The organism is Rhodomicrobium sp. R_RK_3 (assembly GCF_002198715.1).
Taxonomy (GTDB): Bacteria; Pseudomonadota; Alphaproteobacteria; order Rhizobiales; family Rhodomicrobiaceae; genus R-RK-3.
The window spans coordinates 278151-295123 of sequence record NZ_MWLK01000030.1 but is presented as its reverse complement, the minus strand read 5'-3'; the positions used below and the strand labels follow the sequence as shown (position 1 = coordinate 295123).

Below are 16973 nucleotides of genomic sequence, written 5' to 3'. Positions count from 1 at the left end.
CCCCGCTTCTCTGCGCTGATCCTTGGTCAGGCTGATCGCTTGACGCCATCAACCCGTGAAGGGTCGGCTACGCTTCGCGTGCCGCCGCTTCGGCTGCGCCTCACGCGGTGATTGCAGCTCTCAGTCCGACATGTCGGGCGCCTGTCAGCGGGGGATGGTCCTCCGCTCAAGCAACAGGAGCCAGACCGATGTCCCTCAACGATGCTCAAGCCTTCGCCTTCAGCCTTGCCACCACCCTGATGGCCGCGATCGTCATCTTCAAGGCCGGAGACGGCACGCTTTCTGTCGTCCCCTCCAACGAGTTCGACGGCGATGCTGACATCGTAGCCGAAATCGATCCCTTCGCCCCATGACCGGAGGCGAACCGCTTTCGCGGGCGGAGATCGGTTCGATTTCCGCTCCTGAGGTGGGCCGACTTCGGCTATGCTGCCGATCGTGCCGTGGTGGTGGTGGCAGGCGCAACCGTCAGACCCACTCTCACGGAGACCACCACCATGATCATCCTCGCCATCCTCGGATTGTTCGCTGCCATAGGCGTGCTTTGCTGGCTGCTCTTCACGCTCGCCGTGTTCGCGCTGCCGGCGCTTGCCGGCATAACCGCCGGCATCTGGGCGCATCAGACCGGCGCCGGCATCCTCGGCGCCATCGCCATTGGCGTCGTTGCCGCCGGCGCGACTCTCGGCATCGGCCAGCTTTTGCTCATTTTCCTCCGTCCGATGTGGCTGAAGCTCCTCGTCGCGCTCGCCTTCGTCGCCCCAGCCGCAATCGCCGGCTACCAGGCAACATACGGCATCGTGAAGCACACCATGCCCTCCGAAACCTGGCAGATCGTCTTCTCCGTGATCGGTGCGATTGCAGTCAGCATCACAGCATTCGTTCGGGTGACGGCGATGACCGCGCCCGGCCCCGGACAGGGCACCGCTACGGCTTGAACGCCACTGCGGCCGGCGCGCGGACCAGGGAAGCTCTAAGCCGCTCCGTTCCGTCATCATGCTGGACGATGATCGGATGGTGCCGGGCGCCCGGCTTTTGAGGCGCGAAACGTCCGGCCTTCGAGGCGCTCGCAAACGGGGCACCCCACTCGGCGATCGGACAAGGCAGCAGGATGGACGCTTCGGGTCGTGGTGTTCCTATCGGCGGGATGCGGCGTGCCTGCCTGTCCGTGGTGGAAAGCCGATGCTCTGAACGGCGTGCCGGTGTCCTGGGCGGTCGCGACGGGGCGCCACGTTCTCCATATGAGATCCGCGCCGGATCGAGCGCACCTAAGCGGCCTCTTCAATGGCCTGATCTGGCCGAAGGCCGGCTGAAGCCTCGATCGCCTATGGCGCAACAGCGGCGTCAAACTTTCGTCCCCTGGGCTGCGCCCATTCCTCGCGAGGCAAGAAAGTTCTTCCTTTGCTGTCGAGCCCCTTCGGGGTGCGCCGTCGATCCCCTCCGGCCTGCCGATCGCCATCGAGGCCGCAATGGTGCGGGCTCGAAGCTTCAGATCAAGGAGAACTGACATGGCAACCATCGGCACCTTCAAGAAGACCGGCAACGAGTTCAGCGGCGAGATCGTCACACTCAGCGTCCAGGCCAAGAACGTCCGCATCGTCCCTGAAACGCGGGCCACCGGCGAGAACGCCCCCAGCCACCGTGTCTTCGTCGGCCGAGCCGAGATCGGCGCCGCCTGGTCCAAACGCTCGAACGAGGGCCGCGACTATCTGGGCCTCAAGCTCGACGACCCGAGCTTCACCGCCCCGATCTACGCCAACCTCTTCGAGGCCGAGGACGGTGAGGGCTACAGCCTCATCTGGTCCCGCCCCAACGGTCGCCGCAACGGCGACTGAGCCGCACCGAGATGCCCCGCCTGGACAGTCCGGGCGGGGCTGCCCCGATGCTCCCGGGGACAACCGGGCCAGTTTCCCGCCAATGCGGGATTGCCTTTCTATGAAAACGCCGCTTCGCCTGGGGCGGCCGAAGTGCTGCTCGGCTTCTTGCCCTTCAATGCCCTCACGGCGGGGGGATTCCGGGCTGATGCAACGTGTACTGAGGCTATCGCGCATCTCGTCACGAGCTGACACCGCTCGATAGCTATTGCTGACGTTCCCTATGGCAAGCAAGTGCATTGGCGTGCCGGCTCATCAGATGCTCCCGAGACGGACCTTCTCATCACGTTTGCGCTGCTCAACGTCCGTGTCTTTGCCTTAGTAACGGGCAAGAGAGTGAAGTTCAAACATCCCGGATTCCAGCGTTGCGGCAAGCACACTCATGGCCACCGAATACTATGGCTATTCCGGAAATAGTAATTTCGCGACCGGTATCGCAAAACTATAAATATATCATTTGCGTACTGACGAGCCGGCGGGCAGCTTACCGCGCGAAACGCGTGTGAAAAACATACGGGCACTCGCCGCTATTCCGCTCGGTTGGAGGCGTTTGGCCGTCAATGTCCGAGCGATGGTCTTCCACGCGACGGCGATGCTGAACAGGATCGGAGCATATCACCTCGACTTCCAACAGCGGCCTTTGCACACGTGCTGCTACTGAGCGCCAGCCCTGACGGCTTTCCTGAACCGGATTGACACAATCAGCGATCACCAAGCCGCCGTTCCTGAGGTTGGATGCCGCCACAGCCACAGTGTAGCCAGCCGGACCAACGACTGCGGCCAGAACGCCTGCTGATCGTATCGCCTGCTCGATCTCGTCGATGCGCAAATAGGTTGCCAAGCGCCGAGTCGAGATGGCACGTGCAATCGTTGTCTTACCTGTTCCCGGTAGGCCTCCAAATACGACCAGCATCAGCACTTCTCCGCTCACGGCCCAAAGCTCGCACGGTGGGAGAACGCCAGCAATAGGATGTTCGCGGACAAGGCTCGACGATTGACTGCCCGTCTGCGAAGGTGAAGGGCATGTCCACCGACCCGAAACGCATTGTCGCCTCAGGCTACGACGATGTTGCAGACGTCTACCTGGAAAGATTCGGCTTTTCGACCGTTCGTCGGAAATGGGTGGGGCGGCTCATCGACGCCTTGCCAGTCGGCGGGGGCCAGGTTCTCGATCTCGGTTGCGGTGCGGGCATCCCTGTTGCACGTGATCTTGCTGCACTGGGGCACGCCGTCGTTGGTGTCGATGGGTCGGCACAACAGGTCGTCAGGGCTCGGCGGAACGTCCCGGAGGCGATGTTTATCGAGGCGGACATGTGTGAAGTTGCGTTTGAAGCCGGCTCGTTCGATGCTGTCGGAGCCTTCTATTCGATCACACATATCCCGCCGATCCAGCAGGGCCCGTTGATCGCGAACATCGCGGCGTGGCTGAGGCCAGGCGGGACCCTGGTCGCAAGCTTTGGTACAGGCGCAGCGGGCGAGTGGACCGGCGAATGGCTAGGAACCACGATGTTCTTTGGCCACAACGGCGAAGCAAAAACGCTGGGGTATTTGGCCGATTCCGGAGTGAGAGTTCGCGCTTCTTCCGTCGAGAAGCAGGACAACGAGGAAGCCGCGTTCATGTGGATCGAGGCGGTCAAAGACCGCTAACCATCTCGGGTGGCGTTTGTTTCAGCGCGCCCATCGGCCGCTTCGACTCATCTGAGACTTTCACTTGCCGATCGAGTAGGCTTGCACTGATCGAAACGTTACCAACCTCAAGCTGAGATGTTCCAGATCCGTGAAGCTGTGCTTGACGATGTTCCGGCGATCGCACGGGTCCATGTGCAGGCCGATTGGGACACCTACTCCATGCGGTTGGGGTCGTAGGCATACGCGCTCGAACCGAACGAAAGCGCACTGCGATGGCGGTGCGCGCTGCGTGACGGCGATATCTTCTTGGTGGCAGTCGACGGCCCCGACATCGTCGGCTTTGGCCATGTCCGCGGGGATCGCATCGGTGCCCTTTACCTGCTCCGTTCTCATCGGCGCCGCGGCCTTGGCAGGGCTTTGCTAAGGCGGCTGTTAGCGTCACTCGACAAGCTGGGCGTGCTAGAGGCGTGCTTCGACGTCTTCGCTATCATTGAAAATGCGATCGCATTCTATCGCGCGCACGGTGCTTATCCGGTCGGCAGATCTACCCACAGGGATGCGCGCAGCGATACGGAAGATTTGATGTTCGCAATCCCAACAACTTCAGCCGGTGGCCTGCTCCCCTGAACCGATACCAAATTGATTAAGAGAAACCGGCTATTTCCAACCCGAAGATGGGGAACGAGGAATGGCACGGAAGCGGTTTGTGACGGAGCAGATTATTGGGATGCTGCGCGAGGCCGAGGTTCCCCTTCAGTCCAAGCAGCAGGCGGTCGTTGCCGTGCCGGGGCGCGTAAACCGTTTCCTGATCGTCGACCACGCGGCACATCTCGATCAATTGCTGCCAGCCCCGGCTGTTGCGGGCGAAGCGCGAGACCTCGCGGGCACAGACCGCGCCGACCTTGCCGAGGCAGACCTGCGCCACCATGCGCTCGAAGCCGGCACGCTGCACGCCGCCGGCAGCGGAGCGGCCGAGATCCTCGTCGATGACCTCGATCTCGGACCATCCAAGTGCCGCCAGCCGATCCCGCATAGCATATTGCAGCGTGCTGCTCTCACGGTTGTGCAGCACCTGATGCGGTGAAGACTGCCGCACGTAGAGGAGCGCTTTGCGCTCCAGATGATGAGATCGGACCTTGTCAGTGATCATAGCTGATCTCCCTTGCGGGGTGGCGTCGCGGTCTTTTCGGCGTGATCGAGGATCAACCGCGCCATGAGGCTGGTCAGCGTCGCCCGCGCTTTCGCCGGCAACTCGGGCCATCTCGGTGCGCCGGCAAAGCTGCCGGGCAAACCGTTCTTGAACAGATCCATCTGCGGCAGTTGCGGCTGCCGGCCTTCTCCCCTCGACATCGCCGTCTTGTGTGACATGAGCCTCTCCCCGATTCTGGTCATGAGAGGTTCTGCATGCGCCTGAAAGCTGGGCATTCGATGATGGTGTCCGATCCTTCAACGTCAGATCGAGAAGCCCAGACAGGGCTGCGAGTGCGTCCAAGCTGACAAAAGGTTCCGCCGTCATCGAAGCCGCGTGAGGACATCCGGCCCGATCGAACATCCAGGCTGGGATCTCCAGCCATCGATCCGCTTCCGACCCATCCAGCGCGCAGCGGAAAACAACGCCATCAGGCTTGTCGATCGTCGCGTGCACGCCGACCTGTTGGCCCGACCACGGATGATGCGGATAGAAAACCTGGCGAAGAACGGTCTTGTGGGTGTTCTCAAACCTCGTTGTATAATCCACGCCGCCGACACTCGACTACTTGAGCCCGATTGCCTACGAGGAACGGATGCGATTAGCTTAACTCAGTGTCCAGGGAACCGGGGCAGCTCAACTATTGCTCATTAGGGACTGGCGAACTCATTCTTCAGGGTCGAGGCTCCGATGGACTGGAAAAAGGAAATCGCTGTCATGGCGTTCGTCAAGAGCGAGCTGGCCAAGGCGGATACCGGCAAGCTTTGACCTTACCATCTGCCGCGCGTCGCGGCTACGGAGGCCCAAATCTCGGCCGCAGAATCCTGTCTGGATCACAAGCTGGATGAGGACTACGCGCAATTCTTGCGCCACGCCAACGGTTGGCCGGCCTTTTATCAAAGCGTGCAGCTTTTCGGAACCGAGGAACTGCTCGGCAACGCAGCAATGAACAACGCACTGCGCATAGTCAGCTATCTGGATGATAGCGTGCTGAAGACTTCGGGCGTCGGAAGGACGGCGCTCTTGCCTGTTGCTGCCACGGATATGGACATGGACGTGTTCGCATTCGACAGAACTGGTTCTTCCTCGCAAGCGCCCGTCATCTGGTTCGCCGGGACGGAAGTGCAGCGCTTTGGCAGTTTCAGCGACTACTTTCTGGCCATGGTCGATTACAACCGTGCCGAGCTGGCCGCGCTGAAGAATTAGCGCAGCCGCCGCGTCATCGGCGCCGCTGTCACAGTCGGGCACAATGTAGACTGTTTCCGCGCGTCGTCGCCCGATATTTATTGAACGCGCGAGCCTGCGCGCCTGTTCATTTGCCGCAGGCTGTGAATTATGATTCACCCCGGAAAACTGGGGGAGGATTTTCATGGGGCCAGCTGGCAACGCGGATGGACGCATGAAATCGCGAAGCTACGATCCTGTCGCAGAGCGCGACCGGCTCGAGTCGGTCACTGGCTTCGCAATGTACCAACGGGACAACGCCGAGGATTTCGCCAGGAACCGCAATCTGTGCTCTGGCGCGCACACCAAACTCATCGTTGCGGTGCGCGGCCTGCTGGTCGGCATGGATCAGCCGGCGCTCGAACAAGCTTGGGCGGCGCGCGAATGGCTGGAACGATCGATAGCCCAAGGTGAGGAGGGCACATTTGCCGGTGGCCCCGGCGGCATCAGGTCGGACTACGCCATGTCGCGTTGGCTGCTCACCGGCGAGGACATGCCACAGCTCTTCGACGAAGCGTTCCGCGCACATATTGACCAGATCGAGCGCAATCCTCCACTGCTGGACCTCAGCGTTGATATCGCAGCGGCGCTCGGGCTGCATGCGCAGCAGTATGACGCAGCTTTGCAGTTCGAGGACCGATATGAAGCCCAGGCCGGCAAAAAATTGAAAGAGGGCTCACGCACGCCTCGCGCGGCGGGGTTTGCGATCGCTGCGGATCTGCAGGCGGGCAACCGCGCTGATGCGTCGAAGCACGCCGAAAAACTGCTCGGGAAATCCCTGAACGATTGGATTGGCACAGGCCAGTACACGACAGCGCTGTCCTGGTTGAAAATCGCGCACTGGAACCTCGCGGGCAAGACGCGCTCGCCCGTGGAAGTTGTCAGCCAAGCGCACCTCTATCTCAAGAAGCAGGGGCCCGCCGGCGGGCAGGCCACTGCGAAGCTGCTGTAACCCGCAATTCCCACTTATTCGCGGATGTTCCACCCAAGTTCCTTCAATCGCTCCGCAAAGTACCCGCGACGAACGACACGCGCAAAGGATGCGAGATCCGGCAGGCTGTCGAGGAACGGAATCGCGTGTTCCAGCAGGGCCGGACGAACGATTGTCTGAAAGTTCCTTTCGAAGCTCTCGCCGTTCTTGCACCAATACCACCGCTGGCGCATGCCGACTCCTTTCTCCGAAAGATATCCGTCTACATCGGTTGTGAATCCCAGATTGTCGGGAAACTTAGAGTGGAAGTCGGCGTCGAGCAGCGGCGAGTGCGGAAAGATATGGACGGTGTACTGCAACAGTCTGAGAGATCTGTCGGCCACCACGAAATGGTAGACATTGTTGGAAATCTTTCGATGTAGCGTACACCGGCGGGATCCCGCTGCGGTGAATCCATGCGGTTCGAGAGCGGCTGCGAAAGTCGCTCTTGCCAATGCGTCGAATGCCTTTATCGATAGTTCAGTCATGGCTTGTGCGTGGCGCAAGGTAGATAGTTGATGTCGATTCCAGGCGCGGTGCGCGCTGTCCCAGGCTGCTGGCGCGCAGCAACTGCAGGGTCCGGTACTGCGGATGGTCTTCGGTCAGCGTCATCTCGTTGATTACGCTCCCGTCGTCTGAGCACTCATGCTTGTGCAGGCAAATGCCAAGCTCATAGACGCCTTGCGCCCTGAGTGCGCCGTTCTCGTGCCACTCGCGTGACTCGCCATGGAGTACACCGAACGCGTAGGTTTCCTGGGCGCGAGCGTGGCCACCCGGAAACCACTCGCGGCATAGGCCGTATTTCTTGCCGTCGCGAAATGCCACTTCCGAGATCACGTTGCCGTGCTGATCTTTCTCGACGGCGGTGCCTGTAAAATCCGCCCCTTGATAGGTGAGCGTCAGGTGATCGCCCGACGGCTCCAGGTCGCCATAGTCGACTATCATTGCAGTTTCCTACAGCGCGGCGCTGGCACCGCCTTCGAACGTCCCTTCTGCCAACGCGATTCGTACGGGAACGAAGGCGTTTCGTCCTTTGCGCGCATGGCAGATCATTGGATACTCTGTGGCCTGCCGCAAGTATAGGGGATCTGAGGAAAATGGAGGAGAACGCTTGGGCTCTTGCGCTTTTTAGTTACTCGGTGCCACCGCCGGGGGCGGAAGGCTTTGGCCAATTCTTTGACCTGGCGTTGTCGACCTTTCAGGACCTGGGCATCAAGCCAACTTATTTCGCTGCGGATGGTCCGCAGGATACCGGCGATCTGGTGCCGTTCAGCGGCGCGGCGCAGATCCGCCTCTCGCAGGCTGGATTTGCCGGAATTCGTACGCTGGCTGTAGTGGCCAATCCGGAAGGCAGCAAGCAGCCCGGCTACGACGCATTCGCCCACATTGGTCTTGCGCACATCGCGAATATCAGCGAGTCGCTGCTGACGCTGTCGATCGAGGAACGGTTCGCCGATTTCGGTGGTCCGCAATTCAAGCGGATATTGGCATCGCTGGTCGCGCTGCAAAAGTGGGACTTCGGTTACGCCCTGTGCCAGCCCATCAAGAAAAAGCCCCTGTTTCATGTGCTGGGGCTGGATGATGGCAAGTTGACGCCTGCGGAGAGCAAGCTGCTGAATGCGTGGTACGCCTCCTCGCCGAGCGACCGTGTCCGCAAGTTGCGCGATGTCTATCCGTTCTATCTGGTCAATGACCAGCAGCTGGCCGCGAAGGTCGGCGGTGGGACGTCGCTGCGCGAGTTCATTCAGGAGGATCGCGGCTCCACGTTGCAGAGCCTCGATGACAGTGACCTGCGGCTATGGAGCGTCGACAGTGCCTCGCTGGCCGAGGTCCGCGCGAAGCTGGTGTTCAGCGACGTGCTGATTCGCTGAGCTGCGATTTTCCGATGACGTGGTCGGTGATGAATAGTCGCAGTGCGTCGAGAAAGGAGGGGTGCCGTGAGGTTTGAAATGCAGATCGAGGAGGTCTTCCGGCTTGCCAACGGCAGAACGCTGTTCACAGGTGTGATCTCCGGGCACGCTGGCGCAATTGGCATTTGTGAATGCGCGTTGCTGGAGGGTCAACGCACCCGCCAGGTCGTACGCTGCGAAGGCGAGCCCATGGTGAAGAAGATCGATCCCTCCAATCGGCGACGCTCCATTGCAACAACGGAAGCGGTCGTATTGTCCTCTGACGAGGCCCGGTCTGGTAGATGGAGGTTGGTCTGCGTCGGTTGACGTATGAACCGGCGCTGATCATTGACCTTGTGGCGGCAGTTCCGCGGACAGAAAGGCCAAGTATCCTCAACACCTCACCGTAAAGCCGACGGAAAAATGAACACCTTGGAAGACACGGTCGCCAGGCTGCGATCGCTTAGCACATCGAACAGCCCCGGCTGGGTCCGCGAGTTCGACGCGGGACTTGCCGAGATCATCGCATTGGACGATCCGGATGCAGTTCCGTTACTCTTCGGGCTGTTTGATGACAAATGCATGTATGACGAGGCCATGTTCTCGCTCATTCATACTGTCGAGCATTTCGCTCAAAGCGTGTATCTGTCTCATCTGCTGGCTCAGTCACCGACCCTCGTCAAGCAGGCCCCGGAATGGTTGGCCACTCTCTATTCTCGAGTGTTCAACAACGACAAGGCCTGCAGCCATCTTACGAGGCTTCTGAAGACAGCGCCGCCCGATGTCAGGCGCGCCGTTCTGAATCTCATCAACGAGCTGGCTGATCAGTCTCCCCAGATCGCTCCCAAGCTCATCAAGCTGCGCACCGTGCTGACTGACAGTTAGCGGGTGCTCTCATGCTTACCCGCGCCCGAGGCGTTTTCCGAAAAAGCTGCGCCCTGTGGCGGGTGGTTTTCTGAACTGGGTCATCTGCAACGGTATCCCCTCGAAGTCATCAAGCCGCCTGCCGAAAAAGTGTGTCGTCACCTCGAAAGTGAGATCTTCACCGAACTCATCCATCGCACCTCCGCCCTTCTGAAGGAGAGGCAGTTTTTCGGGTAGCGGTGCGCCGATGTTGGCGAAAACGCCTTCGTCTGAGGAGCCGGCAGCACAGCGAACCAAAGTCTCGATCCGCTCGTCGGAGCAGAACTCCACGTAAGCCGCACGGCTCCAGCCCAGCGTCGTCGCGAACACGCACAGCCTGCCCGCGCCGCGCCCCACCGTCGCCCAGTCGGCCTGCATCTGCCGGCCCGGCACGGTCTCGAAACGCACCACCGGTTCCGGCGCAGGCGTCGTCCGAGGCCGCGAACGAAATCCTTCACCCGCGTCTCGCCCCCGTCGGCGCGCCACCTGCGCAACCACCGCGCCCTCGGCAAAGCTCTCCGCCACGATCCGCGCCTTCGTCTCCTCGCTCGACCGGCGGCGCGTGTCCGCCCCCGTGATCACCTCGATCCGGCGCGGGCTATAGGGCTTCGGGTCGACCAGACGGTCGACCTTACGGTTGTCGTTAAGTCGCTCTCGGCTCATGACCGATCATCGCGCGGAAAAGCAGGCGGTGGAAGGTGGGGGCGGGAAAGCGCTTACGGTCTTCCTCAGGCGTGTGGAGACCTGCGAGCCAGGGATGCTGGTCGTCGAACGAGGCGCGGTGAACAGTGGCGGCGCGATCCATTTCTTCCAGCGTCAAGCACCGTAACGGAAATCGCATGGAGCTGTCCCTTCAGGGGTTGGCGGCTACAGCGGCCGCCGCGGCTCCACAGCGAGACGACCGCTGTGTCTCGAAGCAACCCCGCAGCGCCATCAAACAGCCAGCGATGCTGCCCCCGGCAACTGCAACGCGCGCTCTTCGGCTTGGTAGTCGAACAGATCTCCGGGATATGCTGCGAGTTGCGGTAGGCGCTCGCACCAATTCTCGCTCCGAACGACGTCGAGAAGCAGACAACCGCCGGTTTGACGGACTGCGCATAAGTCGATTCTGCGGCCGCCGCAGCCGAGCACACCATGGGCCGGGGAATCGACCACGGTGTTCGACCCAATTCCGGCGGGTAGGTCGAGGAATCGGGCAAGCGGATAAGCTCAGCCCGAACATCCATGACGTCCATGATTGCATGCCCGATTTCGGCAACGGTCGGGCTGTCGGCGTCAGAAACGTTGGCGACTGCCGGCAGATCTCCGGCTTGCGCTCGCAGAACGGCATTGGCGATAGCGGCGACGGACGTGGTCTGAAAGCGGCTTTGACCACGGTAGGCCAAGGGGATTGCCGACCTGCCATCCAGTAACCGCTATAGCGCGACAATCTGGGTGCTCTCTCATCCTGTTTGTCGCCGCGCAAACCGCTTCACGAACCACCATTCCCGCGCGCTCTTGCTTTCTGCCATGTACGGCGCAGGGCCGCAGGATGGTCACCGGGCACGACGCGCCGTCCAGAAGCGCCTGCTCCATCGCAATCTTGCGGGTCGCATAGGTCTTCGGCCCTGGAGCGACGGTCGGGCTTGCCTCGGTCAACGGTACGGGGAATGCCGGAAAGCCGCATGCAGACGCCTCACCCAAAGTTCTGCCCTCCTCGTCACGATAGACGCCCGCACTTGAGATCGCCACGATACGGCCCGCGGTACGCCCGGCCCGAGCGAGGCATTCCGCATCAGCCGCGTCGAAGGCCACGGAGGATAGCAGGAGGTCGGTATCCGAGCCGATCGCGGCGCGTAACGTCTCAGCGTCGCGCGCAGGGCTTCAGTGTGGCGACAGCCGTCCGGCAGAGCTGTCGCGTGGCGGCTTACAATAGTCACGTCCCAGGCTTCACCAAGCAGACGACAGGCCGTTGCAAGGCCGATCTGTCCGGTCCCGCCAACAATTACGGCTCTGGGCATCGCCAACTTCATTCATGTTTAAGGGAAGATGGAAGCATAGAGGTTTGCCAATCTCAATGGTTGGACCGGATTTAAGAAGCACGGTCGGCTCTGTCCCAATCCCTGTTGGGACGTGACCTGAGAAGATTAGCGGGGCGGTAGCCGAATTGAAATTGGGACACTACCCGATCGCGGGAAGCGATCGAACGCCGATGCGGCCAAGAGCTCGACATTTTCGATATGGATCGCATTGCGTCCCGGCAACGTTGTCCATCACGAGCCGCTGATCTCAATCAGGACCTATGAGTTGCATCCAAAGCGCGCCTGAAAAAGGCCGTTCTCGCGCCGGTGAAGGAGCGGCTCTACCGTCATGGCAGCGTGACGGCATACTGCAATGCCGCATCGCCAAACCGCCCGCATTAAGCCAGGGGCGGCGTCTTTGCCCTCAGCCACCTTTCCCAGGCTGGCGGGCCAGCCGGAAGCGGCCTCTCCCATGCCGTTTCTGAGCCTGCACGCGTGTGCCTCAACACCGAACGGCCGCCTCCCTGAAGGGACCCTCCATTACGGCTTCGGGCCTTCGGCCTGTTGACGCGCCCGCTCATCCGCAGGGCTCGGGCGATCCGGCATCGAGGCCGCCACCCCGGCGGCCCGCCAGCCCGGGAAAGGACCACCCTATGGAGAAGACGCTCACCCCCGCCGATCTGCGGCAGTTCACCGGCTCCGAAACCTGGTATCGCCACGGCCTGGTCCGCCACATCCTCTATACCGACGGCGCGCAATACGTCGCCGAGCAGGGCGGAGCCTACTGGCTCCTCGACGAAATCGTCCTCGCCCAGAAGGCAAACCGAGCGGTTGCCGGCGAGCCGTTCCAGCTCTGGACGCTTGAGGTCAGCAAGGACCGCGCCGCCCTTCTCACCTGCGAGGATGGCAACGGCAATCCGGTGTTCCGTAAGCAGATCGAATACACGGATTTTCCGCTAGACCGGATCCAACTCTACCTCACCGACAACACCATCCTGCTGCCGAGCGAATATTGACAGACCGCTTTTTGCGGGAGGCTTTGCCTCCCGCATTCATTTGTCGGCATGTTGCCCTGACTTCGTGAAACGTGGAGGCGGCGACGAAACGCCTTCCGATGTCTCGCGCAGTTCGACACGGCCGATCGGCACCAGGCGATCGACATCGCCGAGGCGGACGTGAACCATCGTCTCTGCCCCTTGCTATGGGCGACAGCGTCGGCAAAGGTCCCGGACCCACAGGTCAGAGCTGAAATTGCCCGAGCAACTTCGTGAAAGAAACTTCCAAGAGGGTCATTTCCTGGTCAACCCAGTTGTGAAGGCCATGTTCTTTCTCGAAACGCACAATCGTGCCGACTGGCCGCTCCTGCGCAACAGCACCGTGAATCTCTTCGCACGCCGCCAAGACCATGCCACAGCGATCGCGGCACTCGACAGCCTTGGCTATGGCATGCTGATCTTCAGGAGCGGACCGGAGCACTTCATTGATGAGATGCCCGCCGCGCTGAAATGGCGCGAGCGGTTCGACTACGAGCCTTGGAGCGGCCAACCTCGACGCTTTCAACGACGCGCGGCGCGGCGCGGCGAGCCTTTCGACACGGCTGATGACAGCACTATCTGCATCGAGAATTTTCCAAATGCTCGTGGCCGACGACCAAGCCTTCGCGCGCGGCCTACTCGACATTATCGAGCACCATTCGCGTCATTATCCCCTCTTCGGCAAGCGCTGATTGCGCTTATTCACACAGAGGACAAGAGCTTCCGCTGCGAAGGGCTCGGCGGACGGACCGTGACGAGCCGGCGACGCCATGGTGTAGGTCCTGCCTGCCGACGCCGATAGTGCCCGTCCTTCTGTGAAGGCAGCCCGAAGCATTGTCAAGGCTCAGCTTCGCGCCACTTCCAGCGGGATCAAGATTGCGCTGGCCGGGTCAGCCCGCTGCGAGTCTCGTTGACAAGCTGCAAGGCCCGCTGCAACTGATCATAAAGGGCATCAAGGTCCCTTGGCAGGTCGTCTTCACCCTTCAGGAGCGCGGGCTCCAGGCACAGGCGCACCAGCTTCTCCAGAGTCAAATCCCGCAAAGGCGCATCCGCACTGACGACCTCAAGGGCTCCTTCGCTCAGCCCCTCGGCGTCGAGGACGAGTCTGCCGCAGGGCGACAGCATGACCGAGAGACGCGCGCCTTTCAGGACCGAGCACTCGACAGCGTCTGCTGGCAGCAAGAGCTGGAGCCAGACCTCACCGCCGTCGGCACTCCTCAGCCCGGCAACATATCCATCCGAACCGTCCGTCCCCTCTGCACGCTCAATATAGGCGCACAGCGTCATTGTCTTGCCCATGCGCTTCCTCCGTTCGCGCCGGTCAGACAGGTGGCGCGGATTAAGCTCCCTTATCGAATTATCCTAAAATGGGATAATCCGGAAATGGGATTATTTCCTGAGGCCGCTTTACATCCAGGCTGGCCTCTCCCATGCGCGACACCTTGCGCTCGCCGCGACAGCTCGAGCTGCGCAAGCTGCTTCTCAGGCGGCGCACTGACCATGGCCTGACCCAGGCCGAGCTGGCGAAGCGCCTCGACAAGCCGCAATCCTTTGTCGCCAAATACGAGGGTGGGGAGCGGCGTTTGAGCATCATCGAATTCATCGACATCGCCGAAGCGCTCCAGATCCGCCCCTCCGATCTCCTCGACGAATTGCATGACATCCTCAAATCCTCAGAACAGCAAGAACCGTCAACCCGCGAAAACACAAAAGCACGTTGAGCCGTTGAGTTCCGGCCACTACGCACGGACCGAATAAGCATAGCCGAACGCAACCGATTGACGAGGATTTTGAATGCAAATGGGACTGGCGGGAGATCAAGATAAAGACAGAGCGCCACGCAGCGAGAAAGTCCTTGAGAATTCAAGACTTGGCGCGACTCCCTATATCGCATGGCAGCGTGATCGTTGCCGAATATCACCTGGAATCAAAAGCCTATAACGACTCCATCTTGACGTCTCGGCGCCTATAGCCACGTCGGCCCATTCACCGGCGATGGGAGCTGCACCAATGGCGGACGACGACCTTGAACTCAAGCTCGGCCGGATTGGCGATGCCGGCCGCGGCCGTCTGCAAAGCCACAGTACCAAAGCGCTTCGCGTTGCCGGGCGCACCGGCGCACGCGCCTTGCGCCACTACGGCCACCTCAAGCCGGGCAGCATACGCCGTGGCACCGGCGCTGGGCTGCGCGCCGCAAATGGATTGATTAATCCGAGCGGCCGCCGTGTCATCGTGAAGGCGCGCTATGCGGTCATCAAAGCTGGCGATCTCGGTACCGCTCGTGCGCATCTCCACTACATCCTGCGCGATGGCGTCACACGCGACGGCGAGGCCGGAGAGCTCTACACGGCTGGCGATGACCCTGCCGACGCGGCGGCGTTCCTCCGCCGCTCCGAGAACGACCCGCACCAATTCCGCTTCATCATCGCCCCCGAGGATAGCGATCGCATCGCCGATCTGAAGCCGTTCATCCGCGATCTGGTTGCGCAGATGGAGCATGATCTCGATGCCCGCCTCGACTGGGTTGCGGTCGACCACTTCAACACCGGGCATCCCCACACCCATCTCGTGATCCGGGGCCGCGATCAAAACGGCCGGGAGCTGGTGATGGCGCGCGACTATATCGCCTACGGCATCCGTGCGCGGGCCCAGGCACTGGTCACCCTTGAGCTTGGTCCCGAGACTGAAATTGAGCGCCTGCGGAAATTGACCAAGGAGGTCGACCAGGAGCGCTTGACGCGTCTTGACCGCAAGATCGTCGGACGGGCGGTGGATGACATTCTCACTGTCACAGCCATGCATGCCTCCGATCCGCAGCAGCAGAGCCTGCAGATCGGCCGCCTGCAGACGCTCGGCCGGCTTGGCCTTGCTTCCGAGCTGCAGCCGGGCGTCTGGCGTCTCGATCCAGCGCTCGAGCCGAAACTGCGTGCGCTCGGTGAGCGTGCTGACACCTTCAAGATGATGCAGCGCGCGCTGCGCGAAGCGGGCATCGAACGCGCCGCCGCCGACCTTGCCGTCTTCGAGCGCGGCACCCGCAAGGCGCCGGTCATCGGCAAAGTCGCCGGCGTGGGCATGGTCGATGAAATCACCGATCGCAGCTGGGTGGTGATCGACGCCCTCGATGGCCGCGCCCACTATGCCGAGCTCGGCCGCCTCACCCCCTCCGAGGTGCCGTCGCGAGGCATAATTGTGGCGCTCGTCGGCAACCGGCTGAATGGCAAGCCGAGCGGAACACCGCGCCTTGAAATCCTATCGACGGTCGAGCTCAACAAGCTTCCTGCTTATGACGGTCCGACCTGGCTGGATCAGGCGCTCTTGAAGCGCCAAACCCTGGAGGATCATCCTCGCGGATTCGCAGCCGAGCTGAAAGAAGCTCTCGCCGTCCGCGCCGACTGGCTGGCCCGCAAAGGGCTCGCTCGCCGAACCTCGGCAGGCGAGCTTGAGATCAAGCCGCAACTGATCGCAGTCTTGCGCCAACGCGAAACCCAGCGTCTGGCTGGCGCGCTGGCCCGAGAGCTGAAGGCAGCCTACCTTCCGCCAGAGCCTGGAGCACGGATCTCCGGTACTTACGAGAGATCGGTCTCGACGCCAACCGGGCGGCTGGCGATCATTCGCCAAGTGGATGCATTCACGCTCGCGCCATGGCGGCCATCGCTGGAGCCATTCCGCGGTCGTCCGGTTACAGGCATCACGACGCCGAGCCGGGTGAGCTGGTCTCTCGACCGCGGACGTGGACTTCCAGGACGTGCATGATGGAGGTGTGGAGTAGCGCATATCGCGGCCAAGAACCGTCCTGCGTGACGGCCGATCTGTGGACATGGCGGCGAACGCCGCCATGTCTCGGGGATCGCCTCAGTTCGCTGGGCGCGGCTGGAAGACCCGTTGGATGGCGTTGCCCAGTGTCTCCAGTGCTTCTCCTGCCTGGGATGCGAGCTTCTGGATGACGCCGAGCTGCTCGGCGATCGACTTTGCCTCAGGCAGAACCTTAAGACTCTCGAGCGCCATCACGACGGTCTCGAACAGGATCTGGATTTCGTATATCAGCGTGACGATTTCCACGCGTATATTGCCCTCGCCATTGGGCGGGGTATTCTCATTCTCAGCCATGCTTACCTCTTCAACAGGTTGCTGGTCAGGTCCGGCGATGGTGTTACCAGCACCTCGTCGGGCCGTTTTCGTTTGCAGCAAACCGATTCTGCCATACGGTAGCGAAATCGATACTGCAGCTTGATCATGCTGCGCTTAATTCGACATGTCAACTCGATTT

At 61.4% G+C, this 16973-nt stretch carries 21 protein-coding genes and 1 pseudogene; 14 read left to right on the top strand and 8 right to left on the bottom strand.

All coding sequences use genetic code 11. The features are described from left to right. Positions 1–188: 188 nt before the first annotated feature. From BLEFHOIH_RS26800 to BLEFHOIH_RS17580, 3 genes are all read left to right on the top strand, one after another. Positions 189–353: a hypothetical protein gene (locus BLEFHOIH_RS26800; RefSeq protein WP_170937227.1), complete on the top strand. Its 165-nt coding sequence runs from the start codon at positions 189–191 to the stop codon at positions 351–353. A gap of 141 nt (positions 354–494) precedes the next feature. Next, on the top strand, positions 495–932 hold the full coding sequence (locus tag BLEFHOIH_RS17590; RefSeq protein ID WP_088347319.1) for a hypothetical protein: 438 nt from the start codon (positions 495–497) through the stop codon (positions 930–932). Positions 933–1502: 570 nt separating this feature from the next. Then, positions 1503–1829, top strand: a complete 327-nt coding sequence (locus BLEFHOIH_RS17580) for a DUF736 domain-containing protein (protein WP_088347318.1) — start codon at positions 1503–1505, stop codon at positions 1827–1829. Between the two features lie 523 nt (positions 1830–2352). On the opposite strand, the gene BLEFHOIH_RS17575 is transcribed toward BLEFHOIH_RS17580, so the two are convergent. Further along, entirely contained in the window at positions 2353–2781 is a 429-nt protein-coding gene (locus BLEFHOIH_RS17575; protein ID WP_088347371.1) for an AAA family ATPase, read from the bottom strand. 110 nt (positions 2782–2891) lie between these two features. Between BLEFHOIH_RS17575 and BLEFHOIH_RS17570 the strand changes: the two genes are divergently transcribed. Both BLEFHOIH_RS17570 and BLEFHOIH_RS17565 read left to right on the top strand, forming a co-directional pair. After that, positions 2892–3515, top strand: a complete 624-nt coding sequence (locus BLEFHOIH_RS17570; protein WP_088347317.1) for a class I SAM-dependent methyltransferase — start codon at positions 2892–2894, stop codon at positions 3513–3515. Positions 3516–3764: 249 nt separating this feature from the next. Then, entirely contained in the window at positions 3765–4124 is a 360-nt protein-coding gene (locus BLEFHOIH_RS17565; RefSeq protein WP_088347316.1) for a GNAT family N-acetyltransferase, read from the top strand. A 16-nt stretch (positions 4125–4140) separates the two neighbouring features. Here BLEFHOIH_RS17565 and BLEFHOIH_RS17560 read toward each other — a convergent pair whose 3' ends face one another. Then, positions 4141–4647, bottom strand: a complete 507-nt coding sequence (locus tag BLEFHOIH_RS17560) for a recombinase family protein (protein WP_088347315.1) — start codon at positions 4645–4647, stop codon at positions 4141–4143. After that, positions 4644–4865, bottom strand: a complete 222-nt coding sequence (locus BLEFHOIH_RS17555; RefSeq protein ID WP_125461772.1) for a hypothetical protein — start codon at positions 4863–4865, stop codon at positions 4644–4646. The genes BLEFHOIH_RS17560 and BLEFHOIH_RS17555 overlap by 4 nt, the downstream gene beginning before the upstream one ends. Positions 4866–5463: 598 nt before the next feature. Here BLEFHOIH_RS17555 and BLEFHOIH_RS17550 point away from each other — a divergent pair. Together BLEFHOIH_RS17550 and BLEFHOIH_RS17545 are read left to right on the top strand one after the other, a co-directional pair. After that, positions 5464–5892, top strand: a complete 429-nt coding sequence (locus BLEFHOIH_RS17550) for an SMI1/KNR4 family protein (protein WP_088347313.1) — start codon at positions 5464–5466, stop codon at positions 5890–5892. A gap of 193 nt (positions 5893–6085) precedes the next feature. After that, positions 6086–6862: a hypothetical protein gene (locus BLEFHOIH_RS17545; protein WP_088347312.1), complete on the top strand. Its 777-nt coding sequence runs from the start codon at positions 6086–6088 to the stop codon at positions 6860–6862. A gap of 14 nt (positions 6863–6876) precedes the next feature. Here the strand turns inward: BLEFHOIH_RS17545 and BLEFHOIH_RS17540 are convergent, their stop codons facing one another. Further along, positions 6877–7368 (bottom strand): hypothetical protein, encoded by a 492-nt coding sequence (locus BLEFHOIH_RS17540; RefSeq protein ID WP_125461771.1) that lies wholly within the window; start codon positions 7366–7368, stop codon positions 6877–6879. Next, positions 7361–7825 (bottom strand): hypothetical protein, encoded by a 465-nt coding sequence (locus BLEFHOIH_RS17535; protein WP_088347310.1) that lies wholly within the window; start codon positions 7823–7825, stop codon positions 7361–7363. Before BLEFHOIH_RS17535 ends, BLEFHOIH_RS17540 begins: the two co-directional genes overlap by 8 nt. Before the next feature lie 152 nt (positions 7826–7977). On the opposite strand from BLEFHOIH_RS17535, the gene BLEFHOIH_RS17530 reads away from it, so the two are divergent. After that, entirely contained in the window at positions 7978–8751 is a 774-nt protein-coding gene (locus BLEFHOIH_RS17530) for a hypothetical protein (protein ID WP_125461770.1), read from the top strand. Between the two features lie 441 nt (positions 8752–9192). After that, positions 9193–9654, top strand: coding sequence for an Imm30 family immunity protein (locus BLEFHOIH_RS17525; protein ID WP_088347308.1), 462 nt, complete (start codon positions 9193–9195; stop codon positions 9652–9654). Between the two features lie 264 nt (positions 9655–9918). On the opposite strand, the pseudogene BLEFHOIH_RS27340 reads toward BLEFHOIH_RS17525, so the two are convergent. After that, positions 9919–10092 (bottom strand): annotated as a pseudogene (locus BLEFHOIH_RS27340) (IS21 family transposase); the annotation flags it as partial. 241 nt (positions 10093–10333) lie between these two features. Here BLEFHOIH_RS27340 and BLEFHOIH_RS27625 point away from each other — a divergent pair. The 3 genes from BLEFHOIH_RS27625 to BLEFHOIH_RS26320 all read left to right on the top strand — a co-directional run bounded on the left by BLEFHOIH_RS27625 (position 10334) and on the right by BLEFHOIH_RS26320 (position 13508). Next, entirely contained in the window at positions 10334–10501 is a 168-nt protein-coding gene (locus BLEFHOIH_RS27625; protein ID WP_170937224.1) for a hypothetical protein, read from the top strand. A gap of 1824 nt (positions 10502–12325) precedes the next feature. Continuing rightward, on the top strand, positions 12326–12688 hold the full coding sequence (locus BLEFHOIH_RS17505; protein WP_088347306.1) for a DUF6876 family protein: 363 nt from the start codon (positions 12326–12328) through the stop codon (positions 12686–12688). A gap of 235 nt (positions 12689–12923) precedes the next feature. Beyond that, entirely contained in the window at positions 12924–13508 is a 585-nt protein-coding gene (locus tag BLEFHOIH_RS26320; RefSeq protein ID WP_125461769.1) for a hypothetical protein, read from the top strand. 68 nt (positions 13509–13576) lie between these two features. Here the strand turns inward: BLEFHOIH_RS26320 and BLEFHOIH_RS17495 are convergent, their stop codons facing one another. Then, positions 13577–14005 (bottom strand): hypothetical protein, encoded by a 429-nt coding sequence (locus BLEFHOIH_RS17495; protein ID WP_088347304.1) that lies wholly within the window; start codon positions 14003–14005, stop codon positions 13577–13579. A 131-nt stretch (positions 14006–14136) separates the two neighbouring features. On the opposite strand from BLEFHOIH_RS17495, the gene BLEFHOIH_RS17490 reads away from it, so the two are divergent. Continuing rightward, complete coding sequence (locus BLEFHOIH_RS17490; RefSeq protein WP_088347303.1) at positions 14137–14427, top strand: helix-turn-helix transcriptional regulator; 291 nt, start codon at positions 14137–14139, stop codon at positions 14425–14427. 289 nt (positions 14428–14716) lie between these two features. Continuing rightward, positions 14717–16459 carry a DUF3363 domain-containing protein gene (locus tag BLEFHOIH_RS17485; protein ID WP_170937223.1) on the top strand — a complete coding sequence of 581 codons (1743 nt, stop codon included), beginning with the start codon at positions 14717–14719 and terminating at the stop codon, positions 16457–16459. A gap of 99 nt (positions 16460–16558) precedes the next feature. Here the strand turns inward: BLEFHOIH_RS17485 and BLEFHOIH_RS17480 are convergent, their stop codons facing one another. Then, complete coding sequence (locus BLEFHOIH_RS17480; RefSeq protein WP_088347301.1) at positions 16559–16813, bottom strand: hypothetical protein; 255 nt, start codon at positions 16811–16813, stop codon at positions 16559–16561. Positions 16814–16973: the final 160 nt, after the last annotated feature.

Coding starts and splice junctions, on each gene's coding strand:
- BLEFHOIH_RS26800 (WP_170937227.1), top strand. CDS start 189: ATGTCCCTCAACGATGCTCAAGCCTTCGCCTTCAGCCTTGCCACCACC.
- BLEFHOIH_RS17590 (WP_088347319.1), top strand. CDS start 495: ATGATCATCCTCGCCATCCTCGGATTGTTCGCTGCCATAGGCGTGCTT.
- BLEFHOIH_RS17580 (WP_088347318.1), top strand. CDS start 1,503: ATGGCAACCATCGGCACCTTCAAGAAGACCGGCAACGAGTTCAGCGGC.
- BLEFHOIH_RS17575 (WP_088347371.1), bottom strand. CDS start 2,781: ATGCTGGTCGTATTTGGAGGCCTACCGGGAACAGGTAAGACAACGATT.
- BLEFHOIH_RS17570 (WP_088347317.1), top strand. CDS start 2,892: ATGTCCACCGACCCGAAACGCATTGTCGCCTCAGGCTACGACGATGTT.
- BLEFHOIH_RS17560 (WP_088347315.1), bottom strand. CDS start 4,647: ATGATCACTGACAAGGTCCGATCTCATCATCTGGAGCGCAAAGCGCTC.
- BLEFHOIH_RS17555 (WP_125461772.1), bottom strand. CDS start 4,865: ATGTCACACAAGACGGCGATGTCGAGGGGAGAAGGCCGGCAGCCGCAA.
- BLEFHOIH_RS17545 (WP_088347312.1), top strand. CDS start 6,086: ATGAAATCGCGAAGCTACGATCCTGTCGCAGAGCGCGACCGGCTCGAG.
- BLEFHOIH_RS17540 (WP_125461771.1), bottom strand. CDS start 7,368: ATGACTGAACTATCGATAAAGGCATTCGACGCATTGGCAAGAGCGACT.
- BLEFHOIH_RS17535 (WP_088347310.1), bottom strand. CDS start 7,825: ATGATAGTCGACTATGGCGACCTGGAGCCGTCGGGCGATCACCTGACG.
- BLEFHOIH_RS17530 (WP_125461770.1), top strand. CDS start 7,978: ATGGAGGAGAACGCTTGGGCTCTTGCGCTTTTTAGTTACTCGGTGCCA.
- BLEFHOIH_RS17525 (WP_088347308.1), top strand. CDS start 9,193: ATGAACACCTTGGAAGACACGGTCGCCAGGCTGCGATCGCTTAGCACA.
- BLEFHOIH_RS27625 (WP_170937224.1), top strand. CDS start 10,334: ATGACCGATCATCGCGCGGAAAAGCAGGCGGTGGAAGGTGGGGGCGGG.
- BLEFHOIH_RS17505 (WP_088347306.1), top strand. CDS start 12,326: ATGGAGAAGACGCTCACCCCCGCCGATCTGCGGCAGTTCACCGGCTCC.
- BLEFHOIH_RS17495 (WP_088347304.1), bottom strand. CDS start 14,005: ATGGGCAAGACAATGACGCTGTGCGCCTATATTGAGCGTGCAGAGGGG.
- BLEFHOIH_RS17490 (WP_088347303.1), top strand. CDS start 14,137: ATGCGCGACACCTTGCGCTCGCCGCGACAGCTCGAGCTGCGCAAGCTG.
- BLEFHOIH_RS17485 (WP_170937223.1), top strand. CDS start 14,717: ATGGCGGACGACGACCTTGAACTCAAGCTCGGCCGGATTGGCGATGCC.
- BLEFHOIH_RS17480 (WP_088347301.1), bottom strand. CDS start 16,813: ATGGCTGAGAATGAGAATACCCCGCCCAATGGCGAGGGCAATATACGC.